Annotated in this window: 13 protein-coding genes; 9 read left to right on the plus strand and 4 right to left on the minus strand. The window is 41.4% G+C overall.

The genetic code is table 11. The features are described from left to right. The first annotated feature begins 56 nt into the window (after window positions 1-56). From N475_RS09465 to yecR, 4 genes are all read left to right on the plus strand, one after another. Window positions 57-551: a hypothetical protein gene (locus N475_RS09465; protein ID WP_063365130.1), complete on the plus strand. Its 495-nt coding sequence runs from the start codon at window positions 57-59 to the stop codon at window positions 549-551. A gap of 10 nt (window positions 552-561) precedes the next feature. Next, entirely contained in the window at window positions 562-1,083 is a 522-nt protein-coding gene (locus N475_RS09470) for a hypothetical protein (RefSeq protein ID WP_063365131.1), read from the plus strand. A 50-nt stretch (window positions 1,084-1,133) separates the two neighbouring features. Continuing rightward, window positions 1,134-3,824 (plus strand): sensor histidine kinase, encoded by a 2,691-nt coding sequence (locus tag N475_RS09475; protein ID WP_063365132.1) that lies wholly within the window; start codon window positions 1,134-1,136, stop codon window positions 3,822-3,824. 63 nt (window positions 3,825-3,887) lie between these two features. Beyond that, on the plus strand, window positions 3,888-4,208 hold the full coding sequence (gene yecR, locus N475_RS09480; RefSeq protein WP_063365133.1) for a YecR family lipoprotein: 321 nt from the start codon (window positions 3,888-3,890) through the stop codon (window positions 4,206-4,208). A gap of 229 nt (window positions 4,209-4,437) precedes the next feature. Here yecR and N475_RS09485 read toward each other — a convergent pair whose 3' ends face one another. The 4 genes from N475_RS09485 to N475_RS09500 form a co-directional block, all read right to left on the minus strand. Continuing rightward, complete coding sequence (locus N475_RS09485; RefSeq protein ID WP_063365134.1) at window positions 4,438-5,643, minus strand: hypothetical protein; 1,206 nt, start codon at window positions 5,641-5,643, stop codon at window positions 4,438-4,440. Further along, the gene (locus N475_RS09490; RefSeq protein ID WP_063365135.1) at window positions 5,625-6,701 is read right to left on the minus strand and encodes a nucleoid-associated protein; all 1,077 of its coding nucleotides are present in this window, start codon (window positions 6,699-6,701) and stop codon (window positions 5,625-5,627) included. The genes N475_RS09485 and N475_RS09490 overlap by 19 nt, the downstream gene beginning before the upstream one ends. Window positions 6,702-7,092: 391 nt before the next feature. Next, a complete protein-coding gene (locus N475_RS09495) occupies window positions 7,093-7,662 on the minus strand; it encodes a hypothetical protein (RefSeq protein WP_063365136.1) in 570 nt (189 codons plus the stop codon). Window positions 7,663-7,675: 13 nt separating this feature from the next. After that, entirely contained in the window at window positions 7,676-8,542 is an 867-nt protein-coding gene (locus tag N475_RS09500) for a DUF4747 family protein (protein ID WP_081232405.1), read from the minus strand. Between the two features lie 220 nt (window positions 8,543-8,762). Here N475_RS09500 and N475_RS09505 point away from each other — a divergent pair, with 220 nt between their 5' ends. From N475_RS09505 to N475_RS09525, 5 genes are read left to right on the plus strand one after another with little or no spacing between them, the layout of a single operon-like run. Beyond that, window positions 8,763-9,929 carry a hypothetical protein gene (locus N475_RS09505; RefSeq protein ID WP_227008409.1) on the plus strand — a complete coding sequence of 389 codons (1,167 nt, stop codon included), beginning with the start codon at window positions 8,763-8,765 and terminating at the stop codon, window positions 9,927-9,929. Continuing rightward, window positions 9,929-10,309: a hypothetical protein gene (locus N475_RS09510; RefSeq protein WP_063365138.1), complete on the plus strand. Its 381-nt coding sequence runs from the start codon at window positions 9,929-9,931 to the stop codon at window positions 10,307-10,309. Before N475_RS09505 ends, N475_RS09510 begins: the two co-directional genes overlap by 1 nt. Window positions 10,310-10,320: 11 nt before the next feature. Continuing rightward, window positions 10,321-11,253 (plus strand): hypothetical protein, encoded by a 933-nt coding sequence (locus N475_RS09515; RefSeq protein ID WP_063365139.1) that lies wholly within the window; start codon window positions 10,321-10,323, stop codon window positions 11,251-11,253. A 57-nt stretch (window positions 11,254-11,310) separates the two neighbouring features. Continuing rightward, window positions 11,311-11,781, plus strand: coding sequence for a phage protein Gp36 family protein (locus N475_RS09520; protein WP_063365140.1), 471 nt, complete (start codon window positions 11,311-11,313; stop codon window positions 11,779-11,781). A gap of 3 nt (window positions 11,782-11,784) precedes the next feature. Then, entirely contained in the window at window positions 11,785-12,207 is a 423-nt protein-coding gene (locus tag N475_RS09525; RefSeq protein WP_063365141.1) for a phage virion morphogenesis protein, read from the plus strand. Window positions 12,208-12,216 lie beyond the last annotated feature (9 nt).

Below are 12,216 nucleotides of genomic sequence, written 5' to 3' on the forward strand. Positions count from 1 at the left end.
CTGTCAACTGGAAAGTTATTTTGTTTTTTATTATTGAAAGGTATTGACTGTAAACTATGGTTATCGATAGTATCTCAGAGTCAGAGATTGATCTTGTGATCGAACGCTTGAGAAAAGAGCTTGGCGTTAAGAGTAATCGAGCACTTTCTGAAAAGTTAGGTTTGTCGCATAGTGGTGTTGCTATGGCCAGAAAGAAAGGTACTTTGCCTTATGGACCAATAGTAAACGGCTGTATTCACTATAAGATTTCCTTGGATGAGGTGTTTGGCATTGAATTAGACCAAGCATCTGGCAGTAGCTCTACGGAAGAAAAAGAACCAACAAAGAGTGAAGAAGTAAGCAGAAATAGTGCTGAAGATGCGCTAGCTGCAATCGCGCTTGTTGAACAGATAATAGATGATTTACTTTACCCTAAAAACTTGGATGCAGAGCGTGAACTTCTGATCCGTAAAAAGTTAAGGCCAATGTTAATCGAAAAAACATTTGAGCATAACTTTAACGAAGTCATGGTTAAAACCATTGCGGAAGGAGCGCTCTATATGGCCTTTTAAAGGATAGATTATGATTAAAACAAAACTTGCCACAGCAATGCTCACGTTTGGATTGCTGTCTGCCCCCTCTCTCGCTCTAGAACCGTTACCAGACAGAGCTCGTGTACAGCACATGAATACCGATTTGTTACTACCAGATGGCAGCACACTTAATGTTGATGTGTCGTTTGATTGTGGTAGCGACTACCAAAACACCGCAGTTATGGTAATGAGCGACTCTGGCGCTAAGTTAATCGCCGCTGCATACACCCACCTTTACGGCGAGGCCGCTGGCCAAGCGGTTATGGATACTTGGCAAACTAAGCAAAATGCCTCGGACCCACGTAAGCCAACCTACCTATTTATCCTCGCTCCACGAGAGCAAGACATCAATTGGAAAGCAAATAAAGCGAATAAACTTAACAATTTATTATCACGTGTTAGTATAAGTGAAACAAATAGTTTGGACCAAGCATCAGAAACTAAACCGCAAATACCTGTAGTATTGGCTGGTTGTGGTGTAAGAAACCATAATTCTCAACAGGTTCAATAACGCATTTATGGGGTGAAGGTTCACCCCTTAGCAGGAAGGAATTCTTAGCGATGTTACCAGCAAGGACAATAATTGCAGCGCTAGCAATGCAAAGTGGCTTAGCCTGCGCGTTGGATTTAGAGCATTTAAGCAGCGTAGCTCAAGACAGCAATAACTTTATTTACTTTCCATCTCATAAAGGGTTGTTGAGATACGATGGTCAGCATATTTTAAACTTAAGTGAATTTTCAAATTTACCTAAAGGGCTGGCTAATGACATTGAGATCAGCAAAACCGACGTAGCCTATGTTTTATATACATCGGGGCAGGTTTGGTCGATTGATCTTAAAACGCTTAACTCTAAAAAGTTTGCAGAAACGACAGCGACTAACATCGAGATCACCAAAGATTCATTATTTGCGCAAGAACGTAACCGAATCACTGAATACGACTTAGTAACAGGCACGTTTTCGGTTAGGTTGTCTGGTAAAGAGCATATCCTTGATATTGATACTGGATACGAAAGTGTATATGCATTAGCCAATGATGGCTTGTACCACATAAAACGAGTAGACGCTGAAAACGTAGTACCAAAGCAAGTAAATAAAGGTAACTTAGAAGTCACCCCACACGGTGCTGTTTACTTTGCCAATGATCACCTGGGTTATTATTCACACCTTCAAGACACTACCCTCGTAAACGAGAAGATTTCTAACGCGAGTAATTTAACTTACGTTCCCCCTTATTTTGTTTACTACACAGACCGTGACACAGTAAACGAAGTAGCGCTTTCTACGTTAGAAAAAACCAGAACAGACATTAGCTCAACGAGTAAATCTTACCTCTCACTTTTTGCTGATAAGAGCCAGCAACTTTGGGGTTTAAACATCAACGAATTTGGGGTTGTTGAAGGTAGCAGTCGCACCACACCATTAAGGCTTGGCTCCGCTTACAACCTCATTGAGCGGGTGGGCAAAAGTTGGTGGATTGGCAGTACGAAAGGCATTTATGTAGATGAAGCGCCTGTAACTTGGGTAAATGATGCGATTGGCCAAGGTAAAGAGTTTGAAGTTACAGCGTTTTCTTACTTTGCAGGAAAGTTGATTGTATCTACTAGTATTGGCTCATTTGCGGTATCTCCAGAGCTTAAAACAGTAGATAAGATATATGCTGGATATGTTTTAAATTCATCCGTGATTGATGAAAAGCTCTATTTGGCGACTAATGATGACGCAATTGTTGGCCTCAACGCGAAGCTTGAGTATGAAGATATTAATGCCATCAACTCTGTTTTGATCAGTGAAGAAGTCCTAAACGTGACCCAAATTGGTAGCGATATATACATTAGTACTGCCGCAGGCCTGGATAAAGTTGTAGGCAAAAGTGGGGTTTCTCAGTTGTACCAGGGAGACCATAAAGTCACCGACGCGGCAGAATTAAACGGCCAATTGTATATGTCTACATATGGTGATGGGCTGTTAGTTAGAAACAACAATGAATGGACTAAGATCCCCTCGCCTTCGCATATTAGAGAAATAGTTGAAGCGAGAGACAAGCTGTACTTATTAACCAATAACGGAATACATGTGTTTAGTAGTGAATACAACGCTACAAGGCTTATTAGAGAAACGCAAAACCACTCCTTTATTGTTGGCAGCTTACGAATTGTTGATGACCAGTTTATCGCGATTAGCGACAAAGCATTTATAGAATTGACCGAAACACAGTTTCACGAATTAGCGCCACCCGTAGTGAGCTTTATACAAACCCCGAGCGGTATTCATTTTAAAGATGATGCGCTCGAAATTGAAAATAGCGAATGGATGGTTGTGTCGGTTTCAAACCTTCAGTATGCAAACAATGAAGGTGTACACTTTGAGTATCAATTTAATGGCAATGAGTGGCGTCCAATTAATAGCGCCGAGTTGCACTTAAATGGCCTAAAGCCAAATAACTACCAAATTCAGTTTCGCCAAGTACTCGGTAATACAGTAAGCGAACCCACAACATATGAGTTTAAAGTGCGCTCTGAGTGGTATAACTCACCAAAGGCATTCAGTGTTTACTTTGCAATAGCGGTGTTTGTGGTGGCAGCGATAGCGTTTTATACCTACTTTTGGATTCAATCATTCAGACGGGTTTACCGCCAGAATGAATACAAGCGCCAAAGCAGTAATGTTGGCCGAATAGCCATGTTAAATGAGCAAGCTAAAGTACTTATTGGCTCCGGTGATGACACTATGTTTACTGAGGGCTTAGTTAAGCTAGATAAAATATCTGAGCTTGTAGCGCCCATAGTTAACAACGGCCCTTACCTCGGAGATCAAAAGCTCACCTCTGGTGTTGATTTATTGCAAGTTCAATCAAGCCTGCAAGCCAAAGTAAAAGTTAACTTTGAGGTTGTGCTTGGCAATATCAAACTCGACCCGCAGCTAGAACAAGACATTTACGCCGTTGTTTATCACGGCCTTCATAACGCTGTGCATCACTCAGAAGGCACTGAGGTTAACGTATTCGTGCACAAGCTGAGATCTAAAATTCACGTAAACATTGAAGACGACGGCATTGGCATACCGCTACGTTCTCGCCTGCACTTCGGCGAAGGCCTATACAAAATGAGCGATGTAGCCAAGTCATACAAAACTAAGTTTAAGCTTAAGTCGTCGCGCAAAGGTACCAAGATTCAGATCGTCTTCCCGCTCATTGAGAGAGATAGAAAGAGTAAGGAAGACATTGAGAGAGAGATTAGGGAGAGGATGTGATGATTATTAGGGTTAACGTCCAACCTAATAACTCTGCACTCATAGGACGAGGAGAAAATAGAAATGAAAAAACATTTGGTTGTATCACTAGTAGCTTTATTAGCAACGGGTTGTATGTCGACTCAAAAAGACTGGTCTGCTACAGGCGGAAGTAAATCTGACGGTACAGTAAAGCTCTCTTATCAACACGGGTTATTTGAATCGCCAACGGTAAGCGAAGAGCAAGCAATAAGAGTAGCGTCAAAAAGATGCCAGGCATGGGGGTATTCAAGCGCAGAGGCGTTCGGTGGAGTAACAAAAAACTGTAATTCTCCATCGGCCAATGGTTGTAACTCTTGGTTGATTACAAAAGAGTACCAGTGTACTGGCCAACTTCAACAATAACTTGCTTAACAAGCTGCTTGAATAACGAGCCGCATTTAGCGGCTTTTTTGATTTCACTGTAAAATGTTCTACAACTTACCTAGCCTGCCTAGAAGAATTAAACTCTTGATTACTCTCAGTGAACTAAACTAATCTATTCGTCATAAATGAAAGTTTCATTTGTTAATTTACCCGGTAACTTTTCATTTACCTTTTAGTGACCCTATAATTTTTTATTACGTGCGTAGTATCACCAAGGATATGCCTTGCAAAAAATCCAAATGGCCAAGGCAAGTAATGAAATTGAAGCGAATATTGAAAAGCCAAGTTTAATACATACCTGTGTACGGGCACTTTCAATCCCTGCTAAGGCTTCTTTTATGTTTTGTTTCTCTTCTTCAAAACTGTGTTCAAGGCTCTTAAACACTTCTGTATATTCACCACGAATCGCTCTCAGGCTAGAAAACTGACCTAATAAGTTTATTGTAAGTAAGATAACCGCTAATACCATGGTACATAAAACCGCTACATTCTTAACGAACTCAAAACTTTCCAACCCAGTTTTAACAGGTATAACTTCTATTTCAGAGGTGGCAAACCAAACCCCAGCAGGAAGAGAGAGCAACTTAGTTGCAACCGAATCGAAAGTATCATGTACTTTGCTGATATACTCAGTCCGCTTCTCTAAATATTCTTTTCTAACTTTATCAAACGTGTAATTTTCAACGTAGCTCTGATAACTTAAGAGTATATTAGAGGTTAATGAGTCCATATTTTGAACAAGGTAGCTAAACCGTTTTTTTACGTCTTTATCTTTTAAAAAACTCACTAGCTCTTGGCATATCAGGCAATGGATTGCTTCGGTGTGTAGGTCCTTTTTTTGGAGCTTTTTAAGTGCATCGATATTTACTGGATGCTCTAAATCTGCTTCAGTTAAAGTAAAGTCAAATTTAAGAGGCCGCTCATAAATGATGGTGTCATTACCACCTTCTGTCGAATTGGCCAGTGATTTTATAAATTGATAGGCCTCTACCATAGAATGGTAGTTTTCGAATTTGGTAATCTTAGACGAAGCGCTTAACAACTCTCCCGTAGAAGTAAAAAAGACTTGGTTTTTGGGAGACTCCATAACATTTGAATAAGATAAGAATTCGTTCCAGTCTCTACAAACAAATAGCGTACCGGTTTCATGGAAGCCGGACAGATCAATTTCAAACTCAACATCATCAATATAATGTCCTGGTTTTAATTCACCTAGGGTAGCCGTCCCAGCTGACTTCCCTCGCTTGGTAAAATTATACGCACCAGAAGTAAGCCCTTCTTTTTCAAGGGCCATAAGGTTACTAGCCAATTCTTCAGTGAGATTTAGCTTACCTTTTACTTCTTTATCAAGTATCTCCACGCTTTTTAAGCGTGAAAATACATGGCTATATACTTCTAGGATGCTTGCTGACATTTATCTTCTAGTACTTTTTGGTCTTGTTTTCGCTTTTCAAGTTCTTGCTCAATATCTTTTCTTAATGAGTCGGGGATTTGTTCAAATATGAGCTTATCGTCTTCATATTTTATTACGTTATCCAACAATTCTCTATCAAAGCTGATAGAAATACCTTTACCTCTACCGGATATTTTTAAATAGGTATTCAATGTTGAGTTGTCGATTGCTACTTCTTCAGAGATATTGTGCTCTTGCTTCGCATAAATAGAGAACTCGTTTGACTCGTTTGGGAATACTGCGTTAGCAACGCCCGTGAGCGTGACGGTAGTTCCTTCTTTAATGCACTCTTTAATGTGTGAGTGGGCTCTTTCTACTTTTTGAGAGGTAACTTCCTTAGAAAAGCCAGACTGAATCGAATAACCCTCTATTGCGGCTTTTAAGAACCGAGTTTCTTGCTTAGCAGCATCTTTGTCCCGTTGACACCCAACAAATTTTTCAAAATAGTCACGAAACTCTTTGCCAACTCCTTTTCTAAATTTAATGTATCGACTCGTTAACTGGTCGTGCCACTGGGTCAGGTTAACAGTTGCCCCTAATTGTAGCTTGCCTAAGTCGAGAATTTGACTGAGCACTACTTCCAAGTTGTTTGATATATCGACGCCATCACTTTTGGTGAGTATTGCAACTGCAAGCCATTGATGGCCACTTTGCTCATATTCGTAAAATACAAGGTAACCTCCTTTCACTGAGTGTAGGCTGTCTTGTACCAGCACATGTTCAAAGTGTTTTGCTAGCCTTGTTGTCAATTCAACAAAATTTGTACATTGCAGTTTGTCGTGGTCTTCTTTGTAGTATTCAGACAGGCGCTTCTCAAAGATAGGGGTACTCTCTGTATCTCCATCTAATGCGAACTCACCTATGTTTAGGTGTGCGCTTTTAAATATATCTAGTAGTCCATTAGTGAGCACTGAAGAGCTGTCATCTAATTTATTCTCTTCTTCTTTGTGTTGTGTAAATAGCTTTTCGCCATCTTTATCACGCTTCACTACGTGAACTATCAAATGCTTAATTGCCATGCTTTTCCTATTTAAACGTTATTAGAATGACTTCAAATACAGCGCAAATAGAAGGTCATCCTTACCTTGATTAAAAGCTTGTGATTTTAGTGTAAATAAAATGTACACAAAAATTAAACATATATAAATGTTTTTATTCGTTCTTTGTAAGCTAGGCAATGTAATCAATTCGTTTAAAAGTAAAAATATAAAGTAGATTTACCTCGAATCAGAAAAAACACACAGAAAGCAATTCTAGGCACTTTTAGTGATAGTGTCGTAGGATTGCGCATTTCAAATTGGTTTAAACAAACTGAGGCGTTTTTAAAGCGGTTTTAAACATGGTTTAAGCCTAGATTACAGGCTTGTTTCGGGTTTGGGTGGTAACTTTACGGGTGAAAGTTACCACTTGCTATTCATCTTTATTAAAGTTGACGAACATTTCATACATGTTAGTGACTCTGTATATCCCCAACACAGCAGCTAACGTAGCCGTTATAGAGTAAGTGAAAAACAAGTAGGAAACTCCCCAAATAGCCCAGACAACTTCTTTACACCAAGGAATTAAGCCATAAAGGTAAAATCCGGAATATGCTTGATTTAGCAGAGCAAATACTATGGCAGCTAACTGTAGCACCAAAAAATGCACGAATACTGTATTGATGTCGCAGAACTCAGTGGTAGTTTCTTTAAGGCTGCCATCTTTAGCAATGTGGTATTGAGCCAAGAAGGTTCTGAATTTTTCGTCTCCAATTGCCATCCATAAAGCAAAACCACCAAGGGAAAACCCGAGTAAGTTGGGGACATAATTAAGTACGGATTCCCACCAACCATGGGTGGTCCAGTGTGGCCAAAGCAAAATATTTAGTACAACGGCTGATAAAAAATAATATGATTTTAGGAGTGCTTTGAAGCCTCCATAATTGCGCCAATAACGAGTTAGTATATTTAAGGACTGGCTATCATCTTTTGATTGGCTCACTGGTTCTCTCGAATTATCTGAAAAAATCTACAACGGTTTCTGCAAGCCTTCTAAATGCATCCATAGAAGTAGTGTTTTTATCATCATATATATCAGAAGCTAAAAATGGTACTTGCTTGGTATCAATTGTAACACTATGGTCGTGCTCATCCCTACCACTCACTTTAGCATGCCCGTATTTAGCTGCAATCTGAATATTTTCTTTCAATGATTCATCAACGTTTAGAGAAGTGTCTGGCACGGCAGTGTAATTTTGCTCTATTTTTTGGGCATTTTGAGCATTCATTTTTTCTAAGAATTTTTGCTCAGTGTTCTTTAACGCGTTCGGCCTAGTGATAACAAGTTCAAGCTTTCTTTTTTTCGGTAACTTTATTATGTCTTCTACAACACTCTCCGTTGGCATGTGCGTGACATTGATTGGCCCGTACACCTCAAAGAGAGATGGGTGATTCAATAGTTTGTTAAAAAAAATGGTTGCTAATTTTGGCGTTAATCTTTTCTGGTTCTCATATGCTGAATAAACAATTAAATGTAACTCAGGGAAAAGCATAAAGGTGAATCTAATTGAATTAGGTCTAAGGTGCTCTATTTCTCTCGTTTTTTCTTTTTCCTTATCAGTTGCGTGTTGCTTTGTTTCTTTGTTGAACCACTCTGAATCTTTATCAAAATTTATATATTTATATATATCACCATAGATTGGCTTGATTTGATCTTCGCTGAACTGTAGTTGATGAACATCAGTTAACTCAGCCCAACTAGTTCCCATAAGGTGTATGGGCTTATCTAACTTTCGTGCACTCCTTATTAATTCAACATACTTTTCAGGACTATGGGGGTGCATAGTAATATTAATAACGCCAACCTCGACCTTTTTTTTCATAAAATAACCGTGAATTTATAGTTAACTAAATGATAAATTTACATGATTTATTTAATTACAGTCAATTCAAATAGGAATTTATTATTGTTTAAGTTGATCGATCGCAAAAGCCTGTTTAGTCTATTAAATTGTTCTAACTACCTTATATGTAAAACCTTTTACGCCTAATTTTCTTTTTCTCCCCCGCTATTCTGAGCTCATTGATTCTTAATGAGTGAACATGATGGCAAGCAAACAAAATACTTCTTTTAATTGGTTTGAGATTTTTCGTACAGGTACGCACACCGATTCAAGCGGCAATACACAGGAATTTACAGCTGCTGATCTAGATACTGTTGTTAAAAATTTCTCACCTCAAAAAAGTCCATTGGTGGTTGGTCACCCTAAAACCGATGACCCAGCGTGGGGCTGGGCCAGTGCGCTCAAAGTAGAAGGCGATAAGCTATTCGCGCAAGCAGAAGAAGTAGATCAGGATTTTGCGAATGCGGTTGAAAACAAGCGATACCCAAACCGCTCTGTTCGCCTCACAAAGGGTGAAGACGGTTATGAGCTTGCGCATATTGGCTTTTTAGGTGGTAAAGCCCCTGCATTAGATGGCATGAAATGGCAATTTAGCCAAGAGCAAAGCGGTATAGAGTGCGTGATATTAGAGTTTGCTGCCAGTGAACGCATCGAGCGAATGACCATTGATACAACAAAGGCCGTTGTCCACCTCGTTAAGAATCTTAAAACCTTTTTTACTGACCGCTTTGGTGCTGAACATGCAGATAAGGTGTTTTCTGAATGGGAAGCCGAATATCTGCAAGAGCAAGTCACGCTTGCTGAGCACGAACAGCGTCAAGAACTCGCTGCAAACCCTGAATTCGCAGCCCCTTCAAATAACTTAGAGGAACTAGAAGTGAGTGACAAAACTAAAAACGAACCCACCGACACCGAGAAAGCATTGCAGGCCAAACTGGACGCGGCGAACAAGCGTAACGCTGAACATGAATTCAACCAACGTAAGTTTGATGCGCAAACGTTTATTGATACCAAGGTCAATGGTGGCAACGCCCCGCGTATCACCAAAACAGACGGTTTGGCCGAGTTCATGGCCCACCTTGAAACAGGTGCAGCAAGCACGTTTGAATTTGCTGCAAGTGATGGCAACCAAACCTCTTCGGCCAACCCCGCAGAGTTCTTTAAAACCTTGCTGCTTTCATTGCCCGAGCAAAGTGGGCTTACCAAAGAATTCAGCCGCAAAGACGACAACGACGAAACCGAGATTGATAACTCAGCTGATGCACTGGCTCAAAGAGCTGTGGAGTATCAAAGTGCGCAAGCGAATAAGGGCGTGACAATCAGCCTAAGTACAGCCATGGACCACGTTACGCAGGAGTCAAACTAATGGCCATACCAGGATTAATTAGAAACTTTGAGTCTGACACCCCATTGCCTGCAAACCGTTTTGTCGCGGCTGATATTGGCGACTTTATGGCAACCAATGCAACAGGCATACAAAGCCCCATTTTAGGTGTTACTGAGCAAGGCACAGACAAAAAGTTGCGCGTTGATGTGGTCATGACACAGCTTGCACCCATAGAGCTAGGTGGCGACTTTGCGGGCGGTGAATACGCTGTGAGCGATAGCGAAGGCCGCGCAATACCCTTAGACCCAGCCGCTCATACAGAAGATACCGAAATCCACGTAGCTGGCAAGGTACTCGAAAAAGGCGACGCGGGCACCATTGTCGATATTCATATCGCCCCATTTGTGATCATTAAATAAGGAGCATTGCCATGAGTGATGGTATGCCATTTACCCCCGACGTGCAGCAAACTGCGATAGCAATTGCCTATACCAATCGTCAGTTAATAGCCGATAGGTTACTACCCTACGCATCTGTGAACAGACGCGAATACAAATGGGGTGAGTACAATCTAGCGGATAAGTTCACGGTCCCAGATACCAAGATTGGCCGTAAGTCAGAGCCAAACCAAGTTGAGTTTGGTTATGACGACAGAACCGGCTCTGTGACTGATTATGGTTTATCTGATGTTGTACCAAACGACGATATCACCAACGCGCCACCAAACCACAGCCCGTTGAATGTGGCAACCGAAAACATTACGGACTTGGTATTGCTTGGGCGAGAAATACGCGTCGCTAAAAAGTTCTCTGATCCCAATAACTTTGGTATTCACAAAAAGCTTGGCACGGCAGGCCTAAAAAAGCTAGATGACCCTGAGCTGGATATATTGCGTTGGTTCCTCAACTTACTCGATGAGCCATTAATGCGCCCAAATTGCATGACCATGTCATTTAAAGTGGCAACCGCACTTAGGACCAACAAAAAGCTACTGAAAGGCTATAACGGCACGACTGGAGACGAAGGCCTAGTGCCCTGGGCCTACATAAAAGAAGCGCTTGAAATAGAGCATATCAATATTGGCCAAGCACGGTTAAACATTGCTAAAAAAGGCAAAGCACCAGTCTTTGAGCGTGCATGGGGCGACAACCTTGCGCTTACCTACCATGACCCACTGGCCAGTTTTGAAAACAAACGTATGACCTTTGGACTCACTGCCCGTTACAAGAACCGTGAATCAGGTAGCAAGCCGGTATCTGCGGGTTTACGTGGCGGTACCAAGGTCATTGTAGGTGAATCAGTCGAAGAGCAAATCATTGCCAAAGGGTGTGGTGTGCTACTAACCGATGTACTGACAGCTTAACCACTTAGCCATTAACTCCCTGTGGGGCTTCGGCCCCTTTACCTTAAGGACAACACGATGTTTGTAAATGCACAGCACACAATCAGTACAATTGGGTTAAGTCGCTTGTTGGAGTTTGCTAATGGCACATTTGCCCTTGCGTATGATGCCCAGCAAATCACTGAAGATGATTTAAATAAAGCCTTGTTGGCCACACCAGAAACAGACATTCAAACCACCCTTTTAAATTGGTTTAACACCGCCTCTACCAATGTGAATAACACGATAGCGGGTTACGTGGCAAAGCTTGAACTCACACAGGCTGAAGTGGATGCCTCTCCCTTATTGGGTTTAGCCGCTGACTTAATGCGTTATGAGCTATGTAACAACGATGCCGACGAAGGGCTTATGACCAGGCGTAAAAACGCCATGTTAGAACTTGGTAAAATTGAGGCGGGGACCATTCAAATTAAAGCGCCCTCGCCTATGGCGTCTGGGCCTATTCAAACCAAGCCTTTAGCGAGCAATTTTGATTGGCAAAGGTACTAAGTCATGGCAGGCGTATTCATTGATATCTCGGGCGATGCGTTAGAGAAGTTGCAAGTGCTCAATCGTAAAAGCCAAGTCCCTGAAGATGTATTGGATGACATAGGCGCATTTTTAGATATGGACGTGACCACCCGCTTTTTAAACGAACTGGCACCAGATGGCACCCGCTGGGAACAATCCGAAGCTGCAAAAGCGCGCAAAGGATTAACGCTCACCGACCAACGTAACTTAGCTGGCTCTGTCACACACAAGGTTGAAGGCGATGAATTGATACATGGCTTGGGTGAGAAGTACGCTGCCATACATCACTTTGGTGGCAAAACAGGCCGTGGCCATGCTATTACGCTCCCTGCTCAACCAATCATTGGCATCGAGCAATATCAAGCCGGAGCCATTGTTGAAACGCTTACCGACTGGCTGGTTTAAACGGAGCTT

This window comes from Pseudoalteromonas luteoviolacea DSM 6061 (genome assembly GCF_001625655.1).
In the GTDB taxonomy this organism is placed as follows: domain Bacteria; phylum Pseudomonadota; class Gammaproteobacteria; order Enterobacterales; family Alteromonadaceae; genus Pseudoalteromonas; species Pseudoalteromonas luteoviolacea.

Bases quoted from the DNA above. Each gene is read 5' to 3' on its own strand.
- N475_RS09465 (WP_063365130.1), top strand. From the start codon at position 57: ATGGTTATCGATAGTATCTCAGAGTCAGAGATTGATCTTGTGATCGAA.
- N475_RS09470 (WP_063365131.1), top strand. From the start codon at position 562: ATGATTAAAACAAAACTTGCCACAGCAATGCTCACGTTTGGATTGCTG.
- N475_RS09475 (WP_063365132.1), top strand. From the start codon at position 1,134: ATGTTACCAGCAAGGACAATAATTGCAGCGCTAGCAATGCAAAGTGGC.
- yecR (WP_063365133.1), top strand. From the start codon at position 3,888: ATGAAAAAACATTTGGTTGTATCACTAGTAGCTTTATTAGCAACGGGT.
- N475_RS09485 (WP_063365134.1), bottom strand. From the start codon at position 5,643: ATGTCAGCAAGCATCCTAGAAGTATATAGCCATGTATTTTCACGCTTA.
- N475_RS09490 (WP_063365135.1), bottom strand. From the start codon at position 6,701: ATGGCAATTAAGCATTTGATAGTTCACGTAGTGAAGCGTGATAAAGAT.
- N475_RS09500 (WP_081232405.1), bottom strand. From the start codon at position 8,542: ATGAAAAAAAAGGTCGAGGTTGGCGTTATTAATATTACTATGCACCCC.
- N475_RS09505 (WP_227008409.1), top strand. From the start codon at position 8,763: ATGATGGCAAGCAAACAAAATACTTCTTTTAATTGGTTTGAGATTTTT.
- N475_RS09510 (WP_063365138.1), top strand. From the start codon at position 9,929: ATGGCCATACCAGGATTAATTAGAAACTTTGAGTCTGACACCCCATTG.
- N475_RS09515 (WP_063365139.1), top strand. From the start codon at position 10,321: ATGAGTGATGGTATGCCATTTACCCCCGACGTGCAGCAAACTGCGATA.
- N475_RS09520 (WP_063365140.1), top strand. From the start codon at position 11,311: ATGTTTGTAAATGCACAGCACACAATCAGTACAATTGGGTTAAGTCGC.
- N475_RS09525 (WP_063365141.1), top strand. From the start codon at position 11,785: ATGGCAGGCGTATTCATTGATATCTCGGGCGATGCGTTAGAGAAGTTG.